Source organism: Azorhizobium sp. AG788 (assembly GCF_004364705.1).
GTDB lineage: Bacteria > Pseudomonadota > Alphaproteobacteria > Rhizobiales > Xanthobacteraceae > Azorhizobium > Azorhizobium caulinodans.
Genome location: NZ_SOBM01000003.1, coordinates 438739 through 464096, shown reverse-complemented (window position 1 = coordinate 464096; position 25358 = coordinate 438739). Strand labels below are relative to the sequence as shown.

The following is a 25358-nucleotide window of genomic DNA, read 5'->3' as shown; positions in this document are numbered from 1 at the left end:
CGTGAGAGGCAGGTCTTTCAAACGCGGATGTAGTAGTAAAATCTGGAAACAATCCAACATGCTTGCCGCTTTGGCGTCGGGCGCGACGCTACCCGCGGCGCGCTGGACGCATTTCTACGCCACGCGCGCCCAAAAGCACTGTTCTTGGCGCGGTTAGCTCCGGACTTTTTGTTTGGAATAAATCGAAAAAGACTTCGGTATCCCATGCCGCGCCGGTGCATTTTTGCATCACGATTGTCCCGTCCGGGCCCTGTTTTCAGGGTGAAGTCCCCGCTGCAATTGACTACTACAATCGGCTACCGGACAGCTTGAGCGTGATGCCGCTTGAGCGATTGGCCGTTGCGGCCGATCCGCCGCCGCAGCGCGCGGAAGGCCGGGAGCGGCGGCGCCGCGGGCATGAGGAGTGTGGGCGTGGAAACGGCGGTGGGTGCGGCGGGGGCGGAGGGGGAGCCGGGCGATGATGGCCTGCGCACCCGATGCCTTCAGGTCGCCTATGGCCGCCGGCTGGTGATCGACGGCGTCTCGCTGTCGGTCCCCTCAGGCCGCCTCACGGCTCTCATCGGCCCCAACGGTTCGGGCAAGTCCACCTTGCTCGGCGCCATGGCCCGCCTGCTGGCCCCGCGCGCCGGCACGGTCCTGCTCGACGGCCGCAGCGTACATCACATGCCGACGCGCGCCCTCGCCCGCGCGCTGGGCATCCTGCCCCAGAGCCCTGTCGTGCCGGAAAGCCTGACGGCTTACGAGCTGGTCTCGCGCGGGCGCTATCCCCATCAGGGGGCACTGAAGCGCTGGAGCGAATCTGACGAGCAGGCGGTCGTGCGGGCGATGCGCCTCACCGGCACGCTGGATTTCGCCGATGTGCCGGTCGATCGTCTCTCGGGCGGCCAGCGCCAGCGCTGCTGGATCGCCATGACCATGGCGCAGGAAACGCCGGTGATCCTGCTCGACGAGCCCACCACCTTCCTCGATCTGCGTTATCAGGTGGAGGTGCTCGAGCTGTTGCGCACGCTCGCCCATGCGCATGGACGTACGGTCGTCGCGGTCCTGCACGACCTCAATCTGGCGCTCGCTTATGCCGATTGCGTGGTCTGCCTAAAGGAAGGCCGCATCCATGCGGTAGCGCAGGAGGGGGAGCCGCTCACCAGCGAGACCGTGCGCGAGGTCTATGGTCTTGCCGTCACGCGTGTCTCGCACCCGATCACCGGCGCGCCGGTGTTTCTGCCGCTGCCCTCTACGGTGGGAGGCGCCCCGTGACGCTGGTGCTTTCCGCGCCCCGGCTGGCGAAACCACTGCGGCTCGCCGGTCTGGCGGGCGTCGTCGCCTTGCTGTTTGTGGTGTCGCTGTTGCATCTCGGCTTCGGCGCGCGGCCCATCGCGCCGCGTGTGGTGCTTGAGGCGTTCCTTGCATTCGATCCGGCAAGCTTCGACCACAGGGTGGTGCGGGATCTGCGCCTGCCGCGCCTGTGCGCCGGCCTCATGGTGGGAGCGGCCCTCGGCGTGTGCGGCGCGCTGTTGCAGGCCGTGACCCGCAATCCTTTGGGCGAACCGCACGTGCTCGGGCTTAATGCCGGGGCGACGTTTGCGGTCGTCACCACCCTCACGCTCGGCCCCTGGCTGGGGCGCGCCGGTGTGCCCGTGCCGGCGCCGGCGACGCTGCTCGCCGCCCGTCCGCTGGTGGCGGCGCTGGGGGCGGGGGTCATGTTCGCCGCGGTCATGGCGATCGGCGCGGCTGGGCGCCTCGGTGCGACGCCGCTCAAGATGACCCTGTGCGGGGTGGCCCTGTCCGGCTTTGCGGCGGCGCTCACCTCGGCCCAGCTGATCCTCGACGATCAGACGCTGGCGACGCTCCGGCTCTGGCTGGCGGGCGATCTCTCCGGCGTGTCGCGCACCGCAGTCTGGGGCGTACTGCCCTGGTTCGCGGCCGGTCTCGGCCTCGCCTTCGCTTTGTCCGGACGGCTGAACGTGCTTGGGCTCGGCGACGACGTGGCGCGTGGGCTCGGGGTGAACCTCACCCGCACGCGCGGGGTGGCGCTGGTGACGGCCGGCGTGCTCTGCGGGGCGGCGGTTTCGCTGGCCGGTCCCGTGGGCTTCGTCGGTCTCCTCGTCCCGCACGTGGCGCGCACCCTGTTCTCGCGCGATCACCGCCTGCTGCTGCCGCTGTGCGCGATGCTTGGGGCGAGCCTGCTTCTGGCCGCCGACCTGGCTGCGCGGGCGCTGGCGGCGCCGCGCGAATTCGCCACCGGCGTCGTCACCGCGCTGATCGGCGTGCCGGTGTTTCTCCTGCTTGCGGCGCGGAGCCGGTGATGGCCGGGCTCGCCGCCGGCTATCGGCATGTCCGGCTCGGGCCGCTGGCGGTGCGGGTGCGGCCGCGCGCGGTGGGCGTCGGCCTCGGGCTTCTGCTGCTCCTGCTGGCCACGGCGGCCTTCGCTCTGGCGCGGGGCAGCCTCGTTCTGCCCACCAGAGAGGTGATCGCCGTGCTGCTGGGGCAGGACGCCCCCAAGGCGGCCCTGCACATCGTCGCCGATGTCCGCCTGCCGCGTGTGCTGTTGGCGCTGCTGGCGGGCGGCATGCTGGGGCTGGCGGGCGCCACCATGCAGTCCCTGACGCGCAACGGACTTGCCGATCCCGGCCTGATCGGCGTCAAGGAGGGGGCGAGCATCGGTGTCCTGGCGGTGCTGTTCCTCGCGCCCCACGTTGATCCCGCCTTGCGGCCGCTGGCGGGCCTCGCGGGAGGGCTTGTCACGGCTTTGATCGTCTGTGCCCTGGCGCGCGATCTCTCCGGGCTGCGCTTCATTCTGCTCGGCATCGGCATGTCCTGGCTGCTCTCGGCGGGGCTTCTGGTCTTTCTCACCACTGCGGACGTGAACGACGTGGAGACGGCGTTGGTCTGGCTTGCCGGCAGCCTGCACGGTGCCGCCTGGCCGACGCTGCCTGGCGCGGCCCTTTGGGGTGGGGGCGGCCTTGCGGTGCTCGCGGCCACCGCCCGTGGCGCCGACGCTTTGCTGCTGGGGCGCGGGGCGGCCATCGGGCTCGGGGTTCGGCCGGGGATGCTCGACGCCGTGCGGCTGGCCGCCGCGGTCCTGATGACTGCCGCCGCCGTCTCCGCCGTCGGCAACCTCGGCTTTGTCGGCCTGATGGCGCCCCATGCGGCCCGCCTCTTGCTCGGCGGCGGGCAGGCGGGGCTGCTGGCCGGAAGCGCGCTCGTGGGCGCGCTCATGGTGCTGGCCGCTGACACGCTCGGGCGGCTCGCCTTCGCGCCGCTCCAGATCCCCGCCGGCATCGTCATGGCGGTGTGCGGCGTGCCCGTCTTCCTCTTCATGCTCTGGCTGCGCCGAGACCGGCTCTGAAGGATGTGTGCCCGATGCTTGCGATCTTTCTCCGCCGTGCCCTGGCGCCCTGTGTTCTGGCGGCGCTGATGCTGACCGGCGCCATCGCCGGTGCGGGCGCCCAGACGCGGGCCTTCAGCGATGACCTCGGGCGCACGGTGCAGGTGCCCATACACCCCTTGCGGATCGTGTCGCTGCACGACCTCGACATCACATTGCCGCTGATCGAACTCGGGGCGCCCCCGGTGGCGAGCCACGGCCGCGTCGCGCCCGACGGCAGCCGCTTCCTGCGGGCGGGCAAGCTTCTGACTGGGGTGGACTTCGACAGCGGTGGCATCGCCTTCATCGGCGCCAATGCCATCGACCTTGAGGCGGTGGCGGCCGCCAAGCCCGATCTCATCATCACGCTGAGCACCCGCGACACGCCGGTGGCGCAGCTGGAGCGGATCGCCCCCACGGTGAGCCTCGATCATCTCAAGGGCGGACCCGAGGGGCTCTATGGCAAGCTCGCCGAACTGACCGGCACCAAGCCCCGGCTGGCGCAGCTCGAAGCCCGCTACCGGGCCCAGATCGCCCAGCTTCGGGCGGTGGTTGATACCGGCAAGGTTACGGTGGCGACGCTTCAGGCGAACCAGGGCAAGATCACCGTCTTCCACACCGACCGGGCGCTGGGGCGCGTGCTGCGGGATGCCGGCTTCCGCTTTCCGGCGCTCCTCAATTCCATACCGGAGGGCGGGCGTCTCGACGTGAGCGCCGAGCGCCTACCGGATCTCGATGCCGATCTCGTCTTCGATACCTTCCGCTCCGATCGCGGCGGCGGCCCGGCGGAGGAGTGGGCGGCGATGGAGACCGTCTTCCCCGGCTTCTGCGACGTGCTCCAGGCCTGCCGGGGCGGGCGCTTCCTGTTGTTGCCGCGGGATGAGACCATCTCCAACACCTATGCGGCGCTCAGCCTTCTGGTGCCGGTGGTGCAGGCGCAGGCCCTGCGACTGCGGCCAGCCTGGCGCTGAAGTTGGAGGCGGCAGGTGCCTGTGCCAGCATAACCGCGAGGCGCGCCGGCGGCCGAGCGCCTGAACAGCCCTCCGGGGCAGGAGCAGAAGGGGCGCATGTCGACGCCGTCGGGAAATCGCAAGGTGAAGGTGGACCGCCTCGGGGAGCGCCTGCGCACGCGGGGGGCCTCCCTCTCGCCCAGCCTCAAAGCGGTAGCCGACTATATCGATGAGAACCGCCGCCTCGTCCTCAGCAAGTCCGCCTTGGACATTGCGGCTGAAACCGGGACGTCGGACGCGACCGTCATACGTGCCATTCAGGCGCTGGGATTTTCTGGCCTGCGGGAACTGAAGCGCACGCTCTCCGCCCATCTGGGCGGGGTGATCCCTTCGGTGGACAAGATGTCCTCCACCACGGAGCAGCTTCAGCGTAGCGTCGATACCTCCATCGACTTCGTGCGGGACGGGCATCTCGCGGGCATCGAGAAGATCACCGCGCCCGAGAACCGGGCGGCCATGGCAGCCGCCGTCGAACTGCTGCGCGGGGCGCAGGGCATCGGACTGTTCGGCATCGGCGCCTCGGCCATTCTCGCCGATTACGCCGCGCGTCTGCTGATCCGCAACGGCCGCCATGCTTATGCACTGAACCGCACCGGCATCGGCCTTGGCGAGCAACTCCTCGCCATGCGCCGGGGGGACGTGCTCATCATGATGGGTCAGTCGAGCGCCCACCGGGAGGGTACGGCGGCGCTGGAAGAGGCGCGGCGCCTCGGCGTGCGCATGATCCTGCTGACGGGGGCCGCCGCGCCGGCCTTCGGCAAGCAGGCGGACGTGATCATCCGCGTGCCGCGCGGCCGCTCCGAGCTGGTGCCCCTGCACGGGCTCGTGCTGATGGCGCTGGAGATGCTGGTGATCGGCCTTGCCGCCGTGGAGCCCGAGCGCTCCACGCAGTCGCTGGAGCGTCTGCACACGCTCTATGAGGATATCCGCAAGCCGCCGCGGGGGTGACCCCGGCCGGGTATCCGGCCCAGGCTTGCGGCTCATGATGAGTTGGCTGTGTGAAGAGGTGTCTATCGCCACGATAACAATTGTCAGCGATATGAAATGCGCTTGTTCGTTGGTGCCGATGCGGCAGCCATGCTGAAAATGTGCAGGCGCCAAAAGAGCCGGGAGGTATGCGGGCGCAGCGGAAGTTGGCGGCTTATGGCCAGCGTCACTTCCAAACCACATTACAGATCGCGATCGGGATGCAGTGTTTTAGCCAGTTGCCCCTCGCACGTCATCGCGAAGTTCGGATCCTGGCGACACACCGGAGAGCATCAGCTGATCGCGGGCGCGCGTGGCGGCGACGTAAAGCAAATGGCGCTCCGTTTCCTGTACGGCTTCAAGATCCACCAAATCTCCCACTTCACTGAGCCTCACAGGATCGGGAAGCACATCTTCGTCCAATGCCATGACGGCCACAGCGCACTTTCGTCGTCTCCTTCTCGACGGTCATGGTGTCGGAGATGTCCCACCAGGTGAGGCACAGGTATCTGAGCTGGTTCCGGTGTTTCCAGACCGGCTACCGATGGAAAACTCCAGTTCAATAGCTTGGGCAGAGAGTGATTTTTACGGCATGAAAAAGTCGAATGTGACGAAAGCGCAGGTGGCCTTCATCCCGAAAGCTGGCTGAAGGATGGAACGCCAATTCCGCAAGGTTAGCGCAAGGCCGAGATCAGCGAAGCTACGTTCAATAATTGACGCAGAACGCATGCAGCACTTCTCCTTGATCTGGAGCAAGGCAGTAGCACGGCACCCCGACTAGGAAATCTGGAGCGACTGCAGTCTGGCACGTGAGACGTGGAGTAAATCGGGTCGCTGTGTTGGATTGGCGTAGCGCCGATGCGTCCGTGATGGCCTGCAAACATCCGGGAGTTTCCCATGGCCGGCGAATCCGCAACACCTGCTCCGCTCCAGGCCGGAACGTGGGGCCTGCCAGGACATCAGGCCGCACCGTGGAGCGGCGTCTTCGCCGAGGCATGGCGCCGTGCTTTCACCGGCACGGCGCTGCTGCCGCCGGGGATCGGGACGCTGCCCGCGGGGCCGCTCGGGGACTATCTCCTGGACGCCGCGCAGCGCTCGGTCCTGTTCATCGACCTGATGCGCCGGCGCGGCAATGAGCAGCAGGACATCACCTCGCGCCCCATGGCGACGGTGCTCTCCTTCGATCATGACGTGCTGGTGAGCGGGCGGGCGCTGCCGCGGCCCATCAACTATTTCCTGTCCCGCATCGTGCCGCCGCCCGGCGTGAAGGTGGATCCCGACAAGCGTCCGGTGGTCGTGGTGGATCCCCGCGCCGGCCAGGGGCCGGGCATTGGCGGGTTCAAGACCCAGAGCGAAATCGGCGAGGCGCTGGCCAACGGCCATCCCGTCTATTTCATCGGTTTCGCGGCCCAGCCGGAGCCCGGCCAGACCTTCCTCGACGTGGTGGAGGGGCAGGTCTCCTTCTTCGAGCGCATCGTGGCCATGCACCCCGATGCCCCCAGGCCGTTTGCCATCGGCAACTGTCAGGCCGGCTACCAGACACTCATGGTGGCCATGCTGCGGCCCGACCTGTTCGGCCCCTGCATGGTGGCCGGCTCGCCCATGTCCTATTGGCAGGGCGTCCACGGCAAGAACCCCATGCGCTATTCCGGCGGCCTGCTGGGCGGTTCGTGGCTCACCGCGCTGGTGAGCGATCTTGGACGCGGCAAGTTCGACGGCACCTGGCTGATCCTCAACTTCGACAGCCTCAACCCGGCCAACTGGCTGTGGGGCAAGCAATACGATCTCTATGCGGCGGTCGATACCGAGGCACAGCGCTATCTGGGCTTCGAAAAGTGGTGGGGCGACTTCATCACCCTCAACGGCGACGAGATCCAGTTCCTGGTGGACGAACTGTTCATCGGCGACAGACTCACGCGCAACGAGATGCGCTCCAGCGACGGCACGGTGTTCGACCTGCGCAACATCGCCTCGCCGCTGATCGTGTTCACGTCCCTCGGCGACAATATCAGCCCGCCGCCCCAGACGCTGGGCTGGATCCTCGACCTCTACAAGGACGTGGACGCCATCCACGCCGAGGGGCGCACCATCGTTTATTGCCTGAACCAGACGGTCGGCCATCTCGCCATCTTCGTGTCTGCCAAGGTGGGGGCGAAGGAGGACGAGGAAATGGTCCGGCTGATGGACCTCATCGACTGCCTGCCTCCGGGCCTCTATGAACTTGTCATCTCGCCTGCCTCCGAAGAGGAGGTGAAGGCTGGCGGCCATCCCTGGCACAGCCGCTTCGAGGCGCGCAGCCTTGAGGACATCCGTGCCTTCGGCCGCAACAGCGTGGAAGACGACCGGGCCTTCGCGGCGGTGCGGCGGGTCTCGGAGATCAACCTGTCCCTTTATCGCACCTTCCTCCAGCCGGCGGTGCGGGCGCTGGCCAATCCGCACATGGCCGAACTGCTGTTCGCCACCAATCCGCTGCGCCTCAGCTACAGCCTATTTGCGGACTCGAACCCGTTCATGAAGCCGGTTGCCAAGGCCGCGGCCGAGGTGACGGTGGCGCGCAAGCCGGTGCCGCCGGACAATCCCTTTCTCGCCGTCCAGAAGCTGTGGTCCGACCAGATCAGTGCCGGGCTGGATGCTTTCCGGGACTTGCGCGACCGCGCTGTCGAGCAGGCCTTCTTCGGCATTTACGGCTCGCCGGTGCTTCAGGGCATGCTGGGCTTGAACCTTGACGAGAAGGTGCGCGAGCTGCCGCCGACCAGCCCGCAGAAGCGCGCCTTCCTCACGCAGAAGATGGCCGAGTTCCGCGACCGCGTGGACGAGGGCGGGTTCAACGAAGCCCTGGTGCGGTCCGTCCTGTTCGTCATCGCCGCCGACCGGCAGTTGGACGAACGCTGTGCCACGGCGCTGAAAGAAACGTGCCTGCGGCTGACGCAGCTTTCCATCTCGGATTTCAAGAGCCTGGTGCGCCGGCAGTTCTACATCCTGCTGCTCGAGCGCATGGCTGCGGTCGAAGCCATCGCGACCCTCGTGCCCGACAGCGCCGCGCGACAGAGCCTCCTGAACGACGCTGCCGCAGTGGCGGGGGCCAACGGCACGCTCACCATCGGCGAGCAACAGAACATCGAGAAGCTGGCCGAGGTGCTGGGCGTTGCCGCGCCACACTCCCCCGCGCCGGTGCTGCCGGCCGACACGCACCGGTCCGCCTCCTCGACGCTTCAGCTCGCGCCCGCCAGCGCCTGAAACGCAGGCCCGAACCGTCTTCTCCGGAGGCGCCACCGCCCGCACCCGCCACCGGCTGTCCAGTCCCGCGCCTGATTGAGGTCGGCCTCCGCCGTCCGCCCGCCAGCGCGTCCTGTTCGTCCCGAGGAGGCACGTCCATGCCGATCATCACGAACCGAGCGTTCGAAGACATCCGTCCCGGTGACGCCGCCTCCGTGTCGCGCACACTCACCCCCGGCGATCTCAGGGCCTGGGCAACCGCCTTCGGCGATGCCGGTTTGGTCGCAGGCATCGGTTCCGGACAGGCGGCAACGGGCATCGCCTCATCCCTTTTCGCCGCGCTGGCCGGCTCGGCCCTGCCCGGGCCGGGTGCGATCATCCGGTCGGCGGCAGTGACGGTGCATGGGCCGCTGCCCGCCGACCATCCCTTGAACGTCGGCCTCACGGTGCGCGAGGCCCGCGCCGCCGACAAGGTTCTGATCCTCGACGCCCGGCTCGCCGACCGCGATGGCGTGGCGATCGCCACCGGGGTGCTCGAAGTGGCGGCGCCCCAAGCATCCGTGCGGGTCGAGATTCCGGAGCACCGCCTGGACCGCCTGCTGGACCAGTGCCGGACCCTCGAGCCCATGCCCACCGCCGTCGTGCATCCTCTGAGCCTTGATGCCCTCGCAGGGGCCATCGATGCGGCAGCCGCCGGGCTGATCGTACCGGTGCTGTATGGACCCGAAAGCGGCATCCGCAGCCTTGCCGAGACCGGCAAGCTCGACCTCTCCGGTTGCCGCATCATCGCCACCGGCGGCGAGGAGGACTCGGCCGCGAGGGCCGCCGCAGCGGCCGGCGCCGGCGAGGTGCAGGCACTCATGAAAGGCAGCCTGCATACCGACGTTCTGCTCCATGCGGTGATGCAGAAGGAGGCGGGGCTGCGCACGGGGCGGCTGCTGAGCCATTGCGCCCTCATCGCCATGCCCACTTATGCGCGGCGGGTGGTGGTGACCGATGCGGCGCTCAACATCGCGCCCGACACTGACCAGAAGCGCGACATCTGCCAGAACGCCATCGGTTTCGCCCGGGCGCTCGGCGTGGCGGTCCCGAAGGTGGCGGTGCTCGCCGCCGTGGAGATGGTCCGCACCAAGATGACGGCCACGCTGGACGGCGCCATCCTCGCCAAGATGGCCGATCGCCGCCAGATCGTGGGCGGCATCGTCGATGGCCCCCTCGATCTCGACGCCGCCGTGGACGCCGAGGCGGCCCGCGTAAAGCACATCGTCTCGCCGGTGGCCGGCGCGGCGGATGTGCTGCTGGCGCCTAACATCGAGGCTGGCAACATGGTCTACAAGAACCTCTCCTTCATGGCGGACGCGCAGACCGCCGGCCTGGTGGTGGGTGCCAGGGTGCCGGTGATGCTGACCAGCCGCGCCGACACGGCCGCTGCGCGCCTGTTCTCGGCCGCCACCGCCGCTCTCTATGCCGACGCTTTGGCCCGCGAGCCGGAGGCCATCCTGCCGGCAACCGCAGACTGAACGCCGCGGCCCGTCCTGCCCCCGATGAGGAACAAGCTCATGACCGATGCTGTCCTGGTGGTGAATTCTGGCTCGACAAGCCTCAAGTTCGCGGCTTATGCGGCGGGCGCCGACGCTGTGCCGCCGCTGCTCTGCCGCGGCGTGGTGGACAGCATGACGAGCGATCCCCACTTCATCGCCAAGGCGCCGGACGGCACACCGATCGACGCCCATGAATGGGGCGAAGGCCAAAACCTCGGCCATGGTCGGGCGCTGTCCTTCATCATCCAATGGCTGGAGCAGCACGAGGCCAACATCAAGGTGGTGGCGGCCGGGCACCGGGTGGTGCTGGGCGGCACCCGCTTCGAGGAGCCGGTGCGCATCACCCCGGAGGTGCTTGACTATCTGGATGGGCTTTCCGCCATGGAGCCGTCCCACCAAGCCTATAACGTGCGGGGTGCGCGCGAACTGTCGCAGGACTTCCCCGGCCTGCCGCAGGTGGCGATGTTCGATACATCGTTCCACCGTTCCATGCCGGAGGTGGCGCAGGTCTATGCCTTGCCCGCCGAGCTGCGCGATACCGGCGTGCGCCATTGGGGCTATCACGGTATTTCGTACGACTATATCAGCCGGCAGATTCCCCAATACGCGCCGGACGCACGGCGGGTGATCGTCGCCCATCTCGGCGGCGGAGCCTCCATGTGCGCCATGCTCGATGGTCGCAGCATGGAGACCTCCATGGCCTTCGCCGGTCTCACCGGCCTGCCGATGGCCACGCGCTCCGGTGACGTGCCTGCCGACGTCCTCTTTTACCTTCTCAAGACGCAGGGCCATGACGCCGCAAGCCTCGAGAAGCTGCTGTACGGCAAATCCGGCCTGCTCGGCCTGTCCGGCGTCAGCGGCGACATGCGCCTGCTCCAGGACAGCAAGGATCCCGGAGCCGTGCTGGCGGTGGATGCCTTCGTCTATGCCATGACCAAATTCGCGGGCGCCTATGCGGCCGCGCTGGGCGGCCTCGACGCCTTCGTCTTCACCGCGGGCATCGGAGAGAACTCACCCATCGTGCGCGCCGCTCTGTGCGCCCGGCTGGAGTGGCTGGGCGTGAAGCTCGACCCGGCAGCCAACACCGCGAACGGGCCGCGCATCTCGGCGGCCGACAGCCGTGTGGGGGTTTTCGTCATCCCCACGAATGAGGAGCTGATGATCGCGCAACACACGCTGGCTCTGGTGCAGACCGCCTGAACCAGGCCGCGCTGCCCGCCTGCGCGAATTGCCGCAAATCAATTCGAGGGCGGGTGACACTCTTCACGATGACGCGCCGCGTGCGCCGCCGGAGCGGCGAGACCGGTGCAGGGGGATTGGCCATGTCACAGAGCGTTGCCGCCGCACCCGCCATCTCGGGACGCACCCCACCGGCAAAAGCGAAGCCCGCGGACGGCGGATCTTCGCGGCTCGATGCCGATGCCATCGCCGCCAAATTCGCAGAACTCAGTTCCTCGCCGCAGGGACTGAGTTCCGCCGACGCTGCCCGACTGCATCAAACATACGGCCCCAACACCATCGCCGCGCATGAGGAGAGCCGCTGGAGCAAGCTGCTCGGCTATTTCTGGGGTCCCATTCCCTGGATGATCGAAGCGGCGGCGCTGCTCTCGCTGATCCGGCTCGACTGGCCCGACTTTATCGTCGTGATGGGCCTGTTGCTCTACAATGCCGTCGTCGGCTTCTGGCAGGACAGCAAGGCCGCAAGTGCGCTTGCAGCGCTGAAGAAGGGCCTCGCGCTGAAGGCCCGCGTGCTGCGGGATGGCAACTGGATCACGGTCGACACCAGCGATCTGGTGCCCGGCGATGTGGTGAGCATCTCCGGCGGCGAGACGCTGCCGGCCGATCTGATCTTGACCGAAGGCAAGTATCTCTCCGTCGATCAGGCCGCGCTGACGGGCGAATCGCTGCCGGTGTCCAAGTCGGTCGGCGATAGCGGCTATTCCGGCTCCATCGTGCGTCAAGGCGCGATGACCGCGCTCATCACCGCGACCGGCAACGCCACCTTCTTCGGCCGCACTGCGAAGCTCGTCGCCTCCGCCGGCGCCAAGTCGCATGCGGAGAAGGCGGTCGTCCAGATGGGTGACTTCCTGATCATCCTCTCGGCAGCGCTGGCGCTGCTGCTCGTCGTCGCGCAGGTCCACCGCGACATCGTCGCCGAAGGGCACTGGGAATGGGCCCATGCGGGCGCCATCGTCCAGCTCGTTCTCGTCCTGCTGGTCGCCTCGGTGCCGGTGGCGACGCCGGCGGTAATGTCCGTCACCATGGCGCTGGGTGCGCTGGCCCTGTCGAAGCAGCAGGCCATCGTCTCCCGCCTATCCGCGATCGAGGAACTGGCCGGTGTCGACGTGCTGTGCTCGGACAAGACCGGCACGCTGACCATGAACCAGCTCACGCTCCAGCCCCCGATCCCCTGGGGGGCGGCGGCACCGGACGAACTGATCCTGGGCGCGGCTCTCGCCTCGCAGAAGCAGAGCGCCGATGCCATCGACAAGGCGGTGCTGGCGGGCCTCAAGGACCCGAAGGTGCTCGACCAATATCGACAGGTCGACTTCACGCCCTTCGACCCCGTCAGCAAGAAGACGGCTGCCGCCGTGGCCGGACCGGACGGGAAGACCGTGCATTATGCCAAGGGGGCGCCGCAGGTCATGGCGGCGCTGTGCGGGCTCGACCCCGATGGCGGAAACGCCTATTTCGATGCGGTCGCGAAGTTGGCGCAGGATGGCACGCGCGCGCTCGGCGTGGCGCGCTCAGACGACGGCACGCACTGGACCCTGCTCGGCCTGCTGCCGATGCTCGATCCGCCGCGCCCCGATGCTGCGGCGACCATTGCACATGCACAGAAACTCGGAATCGCCGTGAAGATGGTGACCGGGGACGATGTGGCCATCGGCAGCGAGATTTCCCGCCAGCTCGGCCTCGGCGACCACTTGCTGGTCGCCGGCGAAGTGTTTGGAGAAGACGCCAATCCCGAGCACATCGCCATCGACGCGGTCCGGGCGGTGGAAGTGGCGGATGGCTTCGGCCGCGTCTTCCCGGCGCACAAGTTCGAGATCGTGAAGGCGCTGCAGGAGGGTGGCCACATCGTCGCCATGACGGGCGACGGCGTCAACGACGCACCGGCACTGAAGCAGGCCGATTGCGGCGTGGCGGTATCGGGCGCCACGGATGCGGCACGCAGCGCGGCTGCGCTGATCCTTACGGCGCCGGGCCTGTCGACCATCATAGCGGCGATCATGGAGGCGCGCGCCATCTTCGAGCGCATCACCAGCTACATTTATTACCGCATCGCGATGACGCTCAACATCATGCTCGTCGTGGTGCTGACCTATCTCGTCTACAATTTCATGCCGCTTACCGCGATCATGATCGTCGTCATGGCGTTGCTGGACGACATCCCGATCATGACGATCGCCTATGACAACGTGAAGGTTCAGGATCGGCCGGTGCGCTGGAACATGCACCGGATCATCTCTTTCTCCACTGTCATGGGCATCATGGCTCTGGTGCAGAGCTTCGGCATCGTCATGCTCGGCATGTTCTGGATGAAGAGCCCGGGACTGGCCGCCATCCTGCCCATGGACCAGGCGCATGTGCAGACCATGCTGTTCCTTCAGTTGGCAGCGGGCGGCCACCTCCTGTTCTTCGTCTCGCGGGTGCAGGGCACGCTGTTCAAGCCGCCCTATCCGAGCCTGCCGGTGATGGGCGCGGTGATGGGCACACAGGTGTTCGCCATCTTCATGTGCGCGTTCGGCTGGTTCATGCCGGCGCTGCCGTGGCTGCTGATCGGCGTCGTTTGGGTCTACTGCCTGGTGTGGACGCTCATCATGGATCTGGTGAAGCTGCTTTATTTCCACATGGTCGACCGGCGCGACCGGCAACGCAGCATCATCGACAGCTCGATCGGCCCGGCCATGCCGCATTGAGCCACACCCGCCCATGCCGGCAGACCGGAGTTTTCCAACAATAACTTCTTCAAAGCAATGTTGAGCAGCTTGTCATGGAGAGAGCAGGCCGGGGCAAAGGCGGCCGACCTGCTCTCTTACCCTGCTCTTCAATCGCGTACGCGGGGGGCTAGCATGCGCAGTCGCGAGCCATAGGCCGCTATGCGCAGCTCCTGCACGCGATTATCAGCAGCAGCCCTTGAGGTGTACGCACCCACAACAATTGCCCTGGCCGCAGCCCGCATGAGCACTGACGGCAAAAATCGGCGAGGAAACGAGCAGAGCCGCAGCAAACAGAGATGCCGTGAACTTCTTCATGATGATCCCTCCTGAAAGGAGGCCCCACGCAACCTGCCTGATCGCGATTTCTACGTGGACCTCACGCGAAAATTACTAATGGGCGCGCTATTCCGGAGTCAATATCGCGCAAAAGCTCGATAGCCGTGAAGCTTGAGGCGTGCCACCAGAACGCTTAAGCCATTACAAAGCCGATTCTTTCTCGTCAATTTTGCACTCTTAACTCCTCTCCATCACGGGGGCTGCGCATCTGCGAGCCATATCAGGATATACGTTCGTATATGCTTGATATTCTATTTATAATTAGCAAATCTGATTTCGGCGTGGACCATGTCTGGTCAGGTTGGTATGTGACGCATGCATTCGATGACATTGTGCTCCGGATGCCCAGATCGGAACCTTGAAATGTCCAGCGACAGTAGTCGAAGAAATGTGCCGCGCGGCCTATCCGGTCGGGTCTGAGAAATCGGTCTCGCCCTGACGGCCCGCGCGGCGCGTCCAGGAGTGAGACATGAACCGAGTCTTCTTCGCTTCGCGCGGCACCTTCGCGCGCCTCTTTGCTCGCCTTTTCTGTGCGGGCGCCTACACGCCTCAAATCCCGGTCGCGGTCGCAGCACCCTTTTTCTCGCCCGTCCACGCCAACGTGCCGTCTGAGCGGCGGCGGCCGCACGCCGTGTGGTCCGTCAATGCGGGCACCGGGCGCATAGAATGCAGGTGGACCACCGACGGCGACGAGATCGCCGAATGGCTCTGTCGGCCCTTGATCGAACGGGCAGGCCTGATCCTTGCTGCCACTCAGCCTTCGCTCGGGACGGGGTCATTCAGATGACCTTCGCCGGGTCCTCGCGGCCACCTCGATCGTCCCGCTGAAGCCTGCCTCGGCCCCCTGCGCCGCCTTCCGGTTCGGGCGCGGGCGTCGAGCCGTTGCTGAAGCTGCGTGACCGGGCTCCAGCAGCGCCGCCCCAGCAGCGATGGCCTGCCGAGGCGGCCCCCCTTCCTCCAGGAAACCCTCCATGACGCCCCAGCGCATCATGGCTGCGCTTCCGTCTTCCGGTCGGAGGCGGCATCGCAGCCATGATACGCGACAGGAGACTGAGCAGATGAATACTGTCGTGAAGCCCGCCTCGCTGAAGGCCGAGAGGCTGGACAGCCGCAAGCTGTCGATGCGGGCGGTCGTCGAGGCCCGGAACGACGTCGACATGACGCTGGCCAATATGAACGCACGCCTCGACGGCCTGACCTTTGCCGAGGCAGAGCGACGGCTGGCCGCGTCCGGACCGAACGAGGTGGCGCGTGATCGGCGGCCGCCCGCGGTCATCCAGTTCCTGCTGACGTTCAAGAACCCTTTCATCGTGGTTTTGATCCTGCTGGCCGCGATCAATTCGGTGACCGACATCATCTTGCCGGTCCGCAAGGGCGAAGATCCGGATTACACCACGGTGACGATCATCCTCACCATGGTGATGCTGAGTGCAATCCTTCGCTTCTGGCAGGAATACCGGTCCGGCAAGGCCGCCGATGCGCTGAAGGCGATGGTGCGGACCACGGCGACCGTGATACGCCGCGCGACTCCCACGTCGGGGCCAGAAATCCGCGAGATCCCGATGGCGCAGATCGTCACGGGCGACATCATTCGGCTGTCGGCTGGCGACATGATCCCGGCCGACATCCGGCTCGTCGAGTCGCGAGACCTGTTCGTCAGCCAGGCGGCGTTGACCGGCGAGGCGCTGCCCGTCGAGAAGTACGACACGCTGGGCGCCGTCGCCAAGAAATCAGCCGGGGCCGCCGCCGGCGAACAGAGCGGGCTGCTCGATCTGCCGAGCATCTGCTTCATGGGCACGAACGTGGTCTCGGGAACGGCCACCGCCGTCGTCGTGGCGACCGGTACGCACACCTATTTCGGTTCGCTCGCGAAGGCGATCGTCGGATCGCGGGCGGAGACGGCGTTCGACCGCGGCGTCAACAGCGTCAGCTGGCTGTTGATCCGCTTCATGCTGGTGATGGCGCCCGTCGTCTTTCTGATCAACGGCCTGACCAAGGGCGACTGGATGGAGGCGTTTCTTTTCGCCCTGGCCGTCGCAGTCGGTCTGACGCCGGAAATGCTGCCGATGATCGTCTCGTCCAACCTCGCCAAGGGTGCCGTCGCGATGGCGCGGCACAAGGTGGTGGTGAAGCGACTCAACGCCATCCAGAATTTCGGCGCGATGGACGTGCTGTGCACCGACAAGACCGGCACGCTGACACAAGATAAAATCATCATGGAGCACCACGTCGACATCGAGGGCAAGCCGGACGACGACGTGCTTCGCTTCGCGTGGCTGAACAGCCACCACCAAAGCGGCGTCAGGAATCTGATGGACCAGGCCGTCGTCCATTTTGCCGAGCGTGCGCCAGAAGTCCTGCACTCGGTGATGTCCTACGGCAAGGTCGAAGAACTGCCCTTCGATTTCGTTCGGCGGCGGCTGTCGGTCATCCTTGAGGACCGGTGGGGACGCCAGCTGCTGATCTGCAAGGGTTCCGTCGAGGAGATGCTGGCGATCTCGACACGCGTCCGGGACGGCGAGACGACACGGGTTCTCGCAGAGCCCGAACGCGATCGCCTGCTGGCCCTCGCCCGGGCCCACAACGCAGACGGCTTTCGCGTTCTTGTCGTCGCCACGCGCGAGATTCCGGACGGCGCATCCAAATCCCATTACACCATCGACGATGAGAGGGATCTCGTCGTCCAGGGCTTCCTCACCTTCCTCGATCCGCCGAAGGAGACGGCCGGGCCGGCCCTCGCCGCCCTCGCCGCCCATGGCGTGACGGTCAAGGTGCTGACCGGCGACAATGAGGTCGTCACCGCAAAGATCTGCCGCGAGGTCGGGCTGGATCCCGGTCTCCCGCTTCTGGGGCGGGAGATCGAGCAGCTCGACGACGCGGCGCTGCGCCTTGCGGTCGAGCAGCGGACGATCTTCGCGAAGCTGACCCCGTTGCAGAAATCGCGCGTCCTGACCGCGCTGCAGGCCAACGGCCATACGGTGGGATTCCTGGGCGACGGCATCAACGACGCGCCTGCATTGCGCGACGCCGATGTCGGCATCTCGGTCGACAGCGGCACGGACATCGCCAAGGAATCCGCTGATATCATCCTTCTCGAGAAAAGCCTCATGGTCCTGGAGGAAGGCGTCGTCAGGGGGCGTGAGACCTTCGGAAATATCATCAAATATCTGAACATGACGGCCAGCTCGAACTTCGGCAATGTATTCTCGGTGCTGGTGGCGAGCGCCTTCCTTCCCTTCCTGCCGATGCTCGCGATCCATCTCCTGATTCAGAATCTGATGTACGATATCTCGCAGCTGTCGTTGCCTTGGGATCGGATGGACGAGGAATTCCTCCGCAAGCCCCGCAAATGGGACGCCAGGAACATCGGGCGCTTCATGATCTGGATGGGACCGACGTCGTCGATTTTTGACATCACGACCTTCGCGCTCATGTGGTTCGTCTTTGCAGCCAACACGCCGGAGCAGCAGTCGCTGTTCCAGTCGGGCTGGTTCATCGAGGGCTTGCTGTCTCAAACGCTGGTGGTGCACATGCTGCGCACGCAGAAGATCCCGTTCATCCAGACCCGTGCGGCGTTGCCGGTAATGCTCATGACGGGGCTTGTCTGCGCCCTTGGCATCTACATTCCGTTCTCGCCGCTCGGCGCCATGGTTGGGCTGCAGCCGTTGCCCTGGCAGTATTTCCCCTGGCTGGCCGCAACGCTGCTGAGCTACTGTCTTCTCGCCCAGGGCATGAAGACGTTCTACATCCGCCGCTTTCACCAGTGGCTGTGACCGGCTGAGCGAAAAGGGCATAACGGCGGGCGAGAATGTCGCCCGCCGACCCATTCCACGACCAGCCTGCATGCCGGGCGGCCATGCCCCCCTGAAGGGAGCGAGGAACGGCTACCATTCGGCGCAGTTCGCCGAACGTAGTGGTGAAGGTAAAGCTGGCGCGGACAGGCGTCTGGGCGGACGCATGAAAAGGAGGGACCATGCTGGGTGCGACGATATCACGGACCGTTTCTGTTTCCCGGTCCTGGGTCGTGCTCGCAATGCTGATCGCGCTGATGACCGCCATCTTCGTGGTCGACACGGTGACCAATTACGCCGTCGCGGCGGCCGTCCTCTATACGGCAGTCCAACTCATCGCCACGCGTTTCCTTTCGGTCCGAACGGTCATTATCCTGACGGGCGCCAGCATCGTTCTGACCCTCCTCAGTTTCGAACTCACCCGCTCCGGCGCCTATGAAGTCGGCGTCGTCAACACCGCCATCAGCGTGGTCGTCATCGGCGTGACCGCCTATCTGGGCCTGAAGCTCAAATCCGCACAACAGTCGGCGGATGAAACGCGGGAGCGGCTGTTGCGAATGGCGCGCCTGATGACCCTCAGCCAATTGACCACCTCCATCGCACATGAGGTCAGCCAGCCGCTTGCCGGGATCGCCACCAGCGCCAGCGCCTCGCGCCGCTGGCTGACCCAGCAGCCCCCGAACGTGGAAAGAGCCCTCGCTGCGATCGAACGGGTCGCAAGCGACGCCTGCCGCGCGAACGATGTCCTCGCTCGCGTGCGCGGCATGGCCCGGAGGGAGGCGACGAGCAAGGTCTCGTTTGATTTCAACGAGGCTGTTCGCGAGATTCTGGATCTCGCTGGCGGGGATATGCTTCGCACGGGGGCGCAAGTCTCCCTGTCACTGGCCGAGAATCTGCCGGCAGCCTTCGCGGATCGCGTCCAGATCCAGCAGGTCATCGGCAATCTGGTTCTGAACGCCATGGAGGCCGTGTCGGCGCTTCCCAACCGGCTGCCCCGATTGACCATTTCGACCGCGCTTGAACCGGCGGGGATGATCAGCTTCTCGATCTCCGACAATGGCCCCGGGGTGTCCCCCGACACCGCGCAGCATCTGTTCGATGCCTTCTGGACGACAAAGGAGCAAGGCTTTGGCCTCGGCCTGACCATCTGCCAGACGATCGTAGAGGCGAACGGCGGGCGCATCTGGATGCGTCCGGCCCCGCCAGAGGCGGGCGCAACGTTCGTCTTCAATCTTCCGACAGCGGGTTCAGCGGCGTGACCTCGTCGAACGATCCAAAGCCGGTCGTCTATATCGTTGACGACGATCACTCGGTGCGAGCGGCGCTACAGGATCTGTTCGCCTCGGTAACACTCGATGCCATGGCCTTTTCGTCGATCCGTGAATTCCTGGAACACCCGCGCACGGCGGGTGCGGCCTGTCTCGTGCTCGATGTCAGGATGCCCGCCCAAAGCGGGATGGATTTCTACCTGCAGATGGACAGCCTGGGCCTTCGCATGCCCGTCATCTTCATCACGGGCCATGGCGATATCGCGATGGGCGTGAGGGCCATCAAGGACGGCGCCGTCGATTTTCTGACGAAGCCGTTCCGCGACCACGACCTGCTCGACGCAGTACACACCGCCATCGCGCGCGATCAGCAGAGGCTCCATCAGGAGGAGATCCACTCGGAGCTTCAGCACCGATGGGAAAGCCTCAATATGGGCGAGCGCGATGTTCTCCGCCTAGTCGTCAGAGGGCTCCTGAACAAGCAGATCGCGGCCGAACTTTCCGTCAAGGAGATCACGGTCAAGGTCCGGCGGGCCCGCGTCATGCAGAAGATGCAGGCCGCGTCGTTTGCCGCTCTCGTCCGCATGGCCGATCAACTTGAGCTCGGTGCTGAGACGCGTCGGAATTCCTGATGCGAGCCGAACAAGCCGCACCGTCGGGCGTTGGTCGTCCTCCGTTCTGCTCACCGGCAACGCGAGACAGTCGTCGCGCGGGGCGATCGCCCAGTGCGCCCGAAAACGCGATGCGGCCGGAGCCGCTTCCGCCTGAAAGACGGAGCGGTCCGGCCGCATTGATGGGGCGCGTTTCGATGTCTGCCGTCAGGCCGAGGCGACTTCGGCGATCGCGTGGGGAGCGGTCGCGTCCGGGGCTGCACCCGCTGCGGCGTGATAGGCCATGTAGGAGCGCTGGATCACGATCTGGTCGGCGATGTACTTGGCATCGTGCCACACGCCCCAGATGAAGCTGGAGCCGCGCCGGGACTGCCAGGGCAGGCCGAGGAAATAGACGCCCGCCTCGGTCGAGACGCCGCGCTGGTGGCGTGGGCGCCCGTTGGCGTCGAAGGCGTTTACCTTCATCCAGCTGTAGTCCGAGACGAAGCCGGTGGCCCAGATGATGGTCCCGACGCCGGCTGCCTTCAGATCCAGCGTGGCGAGCGGATCGGTGATGCAGGCGGCATCGGGCACGCGGATGCGGGCCTCGGGCTCCTCGGGGAGGTCGAGGCCGTTGCGCGCCACATAGGCGTCCGCCTCATCCAGCAGGGCTCGGTAGTTGGCATCACCATTATCGAGGTTCTCGGCCAGATCCGGGGCGAAGGAGAGCACTCCGTCCTTGAAGGACTCCGTGCGACCCACGAGCACCATGCCCTCGCTCGCGAGGCGGCGGAAATCGATGGTGTGGCCGCCGCGTGCGCCGCTGACCGCAATCGTCACGTGCTCCTTGCCGGGCTCCTGCGCGGCGGCGTCCCATTTGCCGAGAACACCGAGCCACCAGCAGAAATCGCGGCTGCGATACGCGCGCGGCGGGCGGTCGTGGGGCCCGACGGAGAGATAGACGGTGCGGCCGGCCCGCATCAGTTCCTCGGCGATCTGTACGCCGGAGGAACCCGCGCCCACCACCAGAACGGCGCCGTCCGGCAGTTGGTCGGGGTTGCGATAGGCCGTGGAATGCATCTGCCGGAGCGGCGCGTCCTCCGGCACCAGCGCGGGAATGCTGGGGCGCTGGAACGGGCCGGTGGCCGCCACCACGCGCTGGGCCTCGATGGTGCCGAGCGAGGTCTCCACCCGGAAACCAGTGCGTCCCTCGAGGCGCTCGACCTTCAGCACGTCCACCCCGCACCGCACGGGGGCTGCGATCTTCTGGGCGAAGGCGACGAAATAGTCCGCGACGGTTTCCTTGTGCGGGAAGTCGTCGGGGCGGACAGCCGTGTCCACGTCGGAGAACTGGAGATCGGGAAAGCGGTCGTGCCAGGCCGGGCCGTTCGCCACCAGCGAGTCCCAGCGTTCCGAACGCCAGCGCTCGGCGATGCGGGCGCGTTCCAGCACCAGATGAGGCACGCCGGCCCTGTTGAGATGGGCGCTCATGGCGAGCCCGGCCTGTCCGGCGCCGATGACCAGCGTGTCGATCTTTTCCACTGACATTTCAGTCCTCTCCGGCGTTGCGAGATGCCATCGGCAGACGTTTCAGGAGCGATCTCGTCGAACGAGCCAGATCATTGACGGTCGTGCGGAGGCAGCCGATGGAGATCGCCTGCATCGTTCTGGTTGCGGGATCGGGATGGAGATGGCGTGCACGAGAGCACGCCATCATGGGTGACCTCAGGGACGGGTGACCCAGGCGCCGTCCTTGACTTCGCGCAGCTCGAGGACGACGGCACGCTTGGTCTGGCCGTTCTCGTCGAAGCTCGTGCGGCCCATGGCGCCGTCATAGTCGATGGCGCGGATGGCCTTGGCGATGGCCGCCTTGTCCTTGGTGCCGGCGGTCTTCAGCGCCTCGATGATGATGTTGGTCGCGTCATAGGCGTTCTTCGTGTAGGAGCCGACCGGCTCGGCGAAGCTGGCGCCCTTGTAGGCTTCCGTCATGGCATCGAGCTTCGGGTTGCCGACTTCCTTCGCGATGCCGACGATGGTGCCCGTGGCGGCCGGACCGGCGATCTTGATGAACTCCTGATCATAGAAGCCGTCCACGCCGATCATCGGCTGGGTCATGCCGAGCTGCGCCATCTGCTGGCGCACGAGGCCGGCTTCCGCTACCACGCCGCCGAAATAGATGGCGTCGGGATTGGCAGCCTTGATCTTGGTGAGCAGGGCGCGGAAATCGGTGGTGCCCACGGGCGCGCTCTCGGCGGCGATGATGGTGCCCCCGTCGGCCTCGAAGAACTTCTTGAAGTTGTCGAGATTGGCCGCGCCGTAGTCGCTGGTGTCGGAGACGATGGCGATGCGCTTGCCGATATTGGCGGCCGCCCACTTGGCGAGCGGCGCATTGGTGTTCACCAGCGTGGTCACCACGCGCGACACCATGGGATTGTTCTTCTCCGTGATCTTCGGGCTGATGGCGCCCCAGATCACGAAGGGCACGCCGGCGCGGCTGAAGACGGGAATGGTGGCGAGGGCGACGCCGCTGTTCCAGTGGCCGGTGGCCGCCACGACCTTCGGATCATTGGTGAGCTTCAGCGCTGCGGAAACGCCGGTCTGCGGGTTGGCGGCATCGTCGAGGATGACCGGCTCGATCTTGAAGGGCAGGCCGGCAGCATTGGCCTGATCCACCGCGAGCTGGAAGCCGTTGCGGGCCGCAAGGCCCTGCTGCGCGTTGCCGCCGCTGAGCGGGCCGATGAAGCCGAGCTTCACCGTCTCCTGCGCCTTGGCGGGGGCGCCGAAGCCGAGGAGCGCGGTCGCCGCGAGCGCGACAGCTCCGAGGGACAGGCGACGGCGGGAAAGCGCACGCGGCGCGCCGGAAATGGGGGCCATGGTCTTCTTTTCCTCTGGAAGCAAATCGCGGGGGCCTTGGCACGGGGCGGATGGTATGGCCTCTCCCTGACCCGTGAAGTGTGGCCTCAGCCGGTGCGGAAGAAAAATCGGAACTTTTGAAGCCTTGGCATCAGTTTTCCCGAACCAGTCGGTACGGCATGCCGGTCGGCGCGGGGCCGCCGGCCCCCAACTTCAAAACATCAGACCCATTGGTTTGGAAAAAACTATTCTGCCCTAGCGTTGCTTTAGGGCAGATTTGATCCAGCGCATTGACGGGGACGCGCCTCGCACATCCCCCGCTCCTCGTGCTTTTCCGGACAAGACGCAGGCATGCCGCGCGCCGCATCGCCCAAGGGAGGGGCCATGGATGACATCGTCTTCCAGCAGATCGTCAACTGGATCACCCTTGGCAGCATCTACGCCCTTATCGCGCTCGGCTTCAGCCTGCTGTTCGGCGTTCTGAACATCATCCATTTCTCCCACGGCGACGTGTCGCTGCTGGCGCCCTTCCTCGCGCTCGCGGCGGTATCGGCCGTGGGGTCAGCGCTGGGAGATGCCGCCTCCCCAGCCGTCTTCCTGCTGGCGCTCGCCATTGCCATCGGCCTCACCGGCGTCATCGGCGTGCTGCTGGATATCGTCGTCATCCAGCGCTTCCGGAAAGCGCCGGCGATGATGGCGCTGGTTGCGACCGTGGCGCTGGGCATCGTCCTGCGCGAGCTGATCCGTCACCTGTTTCCCAATGGCAGCAACCCGCACGCCTTTCCGCGCCTCGTCTCGGGCGACATCGCGCTTGGCCGCTTCAACGTGCCGGTCTTCAGCCTGATGGTGGTCGCGGTGTCGGTCGCCTGCGTGTGCGCGCTGTTCCTGATGCTGAACGGCACGCGCCTCGGTCTGCACATCAAGGCCGTCTCGCAGGACCGTGACGCCGCCCGGCTAATGGCCATCGATCCCGGCCGCATCTTCCGCGCCACCTTCTTCGTCGCGTCGGCCATCGGTGCCGTGGGCGGCCTGTTCTTCTCCAGCTATGCGGGCATGGCGCGCTTCGATTTCAGCGTGGACGTGGGCCTCATCGGCTTCTCCGCCGCTGTGGTGGGCGGTCTCGGCTCCATGCCCGGCGCCATCATCGGCAGCCTGCTGATCGCCGGGCTCGACACGCTGGTGCAGGCGGTGGTGCCGAACGGGGCGTCCTACCGCCTCGTCTTCGTCTTCCTGCTTGTCATCGCCGTGCTGGTGTTCCGGCCGTCCGGCCTCATGGGCCGCACCCTCGTGGAGAAAGTGTGATGACGGACAGCCTCGCCGTGCGACGCTCCGCCTCCGCCCGCGTGGGCGACGCACTCACCGTCGTCGCGGTGGAACTGGTCGGCGCGCTCTATCTGCGCCAGTTCCTGCTCACCGATGACTGGCGCCTCGTCATCGCCCTGCTGGCGGCCTTCGCGGGCGCGCTCGTGCTGATGGAGCGGCAGCCGGCGCTGGAGGCGCGGATAGAAGGGGCGTTCGCGGCCCAGCCGCGCCTCGCCATGCTGCTCGGCATCGCCATCGTGCTGGCCTTCCCCTTCGTGCTGGAAGGCAACACCTATGCGCTGCATCTGTGCGTCATCTCCATGCTCTATGCCGTGCTGGCGCTGGCGCTCAATTTCCAGCTCGGCAGCGCCAATATCCCGAACTTCGCCACCGGCGCGTCCTATGGCATCGGAGCCTATGCCTCGGCCCTGCTGGCGCTGAATTTCGGCGTCAGCTTCTGGCTGGCGCTGCCGGCCGCCGCCGTTGTGGCCACCGTGTTCGGCTTCCTGCTCGGCATCCCGTCCATGCGCACCCGAGACAGTTATCTGGCGCTGGTGACCATCGCGTTCGGGGTCGTGGTCAACCAGCTTCTCAACAATCTGGATTTCACCGGCGGCCCGAACGGCCTCGTGGGCATTCCGGTGCCCGAGCTGTTCGGCCACTCCTTCGCCTCGCCGCTCGTGATCCTCGGGGCCGAGCTGCCGCCGCAGGCGAATTTCTACTACCTCTCCGCGCTGCTGGTGCTGGTCTCCATCCTGTTCGCCGAGCGCCTGCACGATTCCCGCGTGGGCCTTGCCTGGAACGCGCTGCGGGCGGATGAACTCGCCGCCCGCTGTCAGGGCATCAACGTCACCTGGTACAAGGTGCTGGCCTTCGCGGTGGATGCCTTCCTCGCCGGCTTTGCAGGCACCATCTACGCCTTCTATGTGGGCTTCATCTCGCCGGACAATTTCACCTTCCTCGTCTCGGTGACGATCATGACCATGGTGATCGCAGGCGGCATGGACAACATCCTCGGCGTGATCGTCGGCGCCTTCCTGCTCACGCTGCTGCCGGAAAAGCTGCGGGCCTTCGCGGACTACCGCATCCTGTTCTTCGGCGTCACCGTCATCGCCTTCCTCATGATCCGCCCCCAGGGGCTCTTTCCCCAGCGCCTGCGGCGCTACGGAGACTGACC

At 66.2% G+C, this 25358-nt stretch carries 18 protein-coding genes; 15 read left to right on the top strand and 3 right to left on the bottom strand.

Annotated elements, in window-relative coordinates:
* The first annotated feature begins 396 nt into the window (after nt 1-396).
* The 9 genes from DFO45_RS09960 to DFO45_RS09915 all read left to right on the top strand — a co-directional run bounded on the left by DFO45_RS09960 (nt 397) and on the right by DFO45_RS09915 (nt 14020).
* Entirely contained in the window at nt 397-1254 is an 858-nt protein-coding gene (locus DFO45_RS09960; protein ID WP_133864715.1) for an ABC transporter ATP-binding protein, read from the top strand.
* On the top strand, nt 1251-2303 hold the full coding sequence (locus tag DFO45_RS09955) for an iron ABC transporter permease (RefSeq protein WP_208299771.1): 1053 nt from the start codon (nt 1251-1253) through the stop codon (nt 2301-2303). The genes DFO45_RS09960 and DFO45_RS09955 overlap by 4 nt, the downstream gene beginning before the upstream one ends.
* Nucleotides 2303-3346 carry an iron ABC transporter permease gene (locus DFO45_RS09950; protein ID WP_133864714.1) on the top strand — a complete coding sequence of 348 codons (1044 nt, stop codon included), beginning with the start codon at nt 2303-2305 and terminating at the stop codon, nt 3344-3346. The genes DFO45_RS09955 and DFO45_RS09950 overlap by 1 nt, the downstream gene beginning before the upstream one ends.
* Before the next feature lie 14 nt (nt 3347-3360).
* Entirely contained in the window at nt 3361-4335 is a 975-nt protein-coding gene (locus DFO45_RS09945; protein WP_133864713.1) for an ABC transporter substrate-binding protein, read from the top strand.
* Nucleotides 4336-4431: 96 nt separating this feature from the next.
* On the top strand, nt 4432-5322 hold the full coding sequence (locus tag DFO45_RS09940; protein WP_133864712.1) for a MurR/RpiR family transcriptional regulator: 891 nt from the start codon (nt 4432-4434) through the stop codon (nt 5320-5322).
* Nucleotides 5323-6237: 915 nt separating this feature from the next.
* Nucleotides 6238-8577: a DUF3141 domain-containing protein gene (locus DFO45_RS09930; RefSeq protein ID WP_133864710.1), complete on the top strand. Its 2340-nt coding sequence runs from the start codon at nt 6238-6240 to the stop codon at nt 8575-8577.
* Nucleotides 8578-8714: 137 nt separating this feature from the next.
* Nucleotides 8715-10076 carry a bifunctional enoyl-CoA hydratase/phosphate acetyltransferase gene (locus DFO45_RS09925; protein ID WP_133864709.1) on the top strand — a complete coding sequence of 454 codons (1362 nt, stop codon included), beginning with the start codon at nt 8715-8717 and terminating at the stop codon, nt 10074-10076.
* A 39-nt stretch (nt 10077-10115) separates the two neighbouring features.
* On the top strand, nt 10116-11297 hold the full coding sequence (locus DFO45_RS09920) for an acetate/propionate family kinase (RefSeq protein WP_166657088.1): 1182 nt from the start codon (nt 10116-10118) through the stop codon (nt 11295-11297).
* A gap of 122 nt (nt 11298-11419) precedes the next feature.
* Complete coding sequence (locus DFO45_RS09915; RefSeq protein WP_133864707.1) at nt 11420-14020, top strand: plasma-membrane proton-efflux P-type ATPase; 2601 nt, start codon at nt 11420-11422, stop codon at nt 14018-14020.
* Nucleotides 14021-14224: 204 nt separating this feature from the next.
* On the opposite strand, the gene DFO45_RS25405 is transcribed toward DFO45_RS09915, so the two are convergent.
* Nucleotides 14225-14356 (bottom strand): hypothetical protein, encoded by a 132-nt coding sequence (locus DFO45_RS25405; protein ID WP_280960280.1) that lies wholly within the window; start codon nt 14354-14356, stop codon nt 14225-14227.
* A gap of 490 nt (nt 14357-14846) precedes the next feature.
* Between DFO45_RS25405 and DFO45_RS09910 the strand changes: the two genes are divergently transcribed.
* The 4 genes from DFO45_RS09910 to DFO45_RS09895 all read left to right on the top strand — a co-directional run bounded on the left by DFO45_RS09910 (nt 14847) and on the right by DFO45_RS09895 (nt 20068).
* On the top strand, nt 14847-15164 hold the full coding sequence (locus tag DFO45_RS09910; RefSeq protein ID WP_133864706.1) for a hypothetical protein: 318 nt from the start codon (nt 14847-14849) through the stop codon (nt 15162-15164).
* A 271-nt stretch (nt 15165-15435) separates the two neighbouring features.
* Entirely contained in the window at nt 15436-18150 is a 2715-nt protein-coding gene (gene mgtA / locus DFO45_RS09905) for a magnesium-translocating P-type ATPase (protein ID WP_133864705.1), read from the top strand.
* Nucleotides 18151-18350: 200 nt separating this feature from the next.
* The gene (locus DFO45_RS09900) at nt 18351-19427 is read left to right on the top strand and encodes an ATP-binding protein (protein WP_208299770.1); all 1077 of its coding nucleotides are present in this window, start codon (nt 18351-18353) and stop codon (nt 19425-19427) included.
* Nucleotides 19424-20068, top strand: coding sequence for a response regulator (locus DFO45_RS09895; protein ID WP_133864704.1), 645 nt, complete (start codon nt 19424-19426; stop codon nt 20066-20068). The genes DFO45_RS09900 and DFO45_RS09895 overlap by 4 nt, the downstream gene beginning before the upstream one ends.
* Nucleotides 20069-20254: 186 nt before the next feature.
* Here the strand turns inward: DFO45_RS09895 and DFO45_RS09890 are convergent, their stop codons facing one another.
* Together DFO45_RS09890 and DFO45_RS09885 are read right to left on the bottom strand one after the other, a co-directional pair.
* Nucleotides 20255-21574, bottom strand: a complete 1320-nt coding sequence (locus DFO45_RS09890; RefSeq protein ID WP_133864703.1) for an NAD(P)/FAD-dependent oxidoreductase — start codon at nt 21572-21574, stop codon at nt 20255-20257.
* Between the two features lie 177 nt (nt 21575-21751).
* Nucleotides 21752-22900 carry a branched-chain amino acid ABC transporter substrate-binding protein gene (locus DFO45_RS09885; RefSeq protein WP_133864702.1) on the bottom strand — a complete coding sequence of 383 codons (1149 nt, stop codon included), beginning with the start codon at nt 22898-22900 and terminating at the stop codon, nt 21752-21754.
* 363 nt (nt 22901-23263) lie between these two features.
* Here DFO45_RS09885 and DFO45_RS09880 point away from each other — a divergent pair, with 363 nt between their 5' ends.
* Both DFO45_RS09880 and DFO45_RS09875 read left to right on the top strand, forming a co-directional pair.
* Nucleotides 23264-24181 carry a branched-chain amino acid ABC transporter permease gene (locus DFO45_RS09880; protein WP_133864701.1) on the top strand — a complete coding sequence of 306 codons (918 nt, stop codon included), beginning with the start codon at nt 23264-23266 and terminating at the stop codon, nt 24179-24181.
* The gene (locus tag DFO45_RS09875; protein ID WP_133864700.1) at nt 24181-25356 is read left to right on the top strand and encodes a branched-chain amino acid ABC transporter permease; all 1176 of its coding nucleotides are present in this window, start codon (nt 24181-24183) and stop codon (nt 25354-25356) included. Before DFO45_RS09880 ends, DFO45_RS09875 begins: the two co-directional genes overlap by 1 nt.
* Nucleotides 25357-25358: the final 2 nt, after the last annotated feature.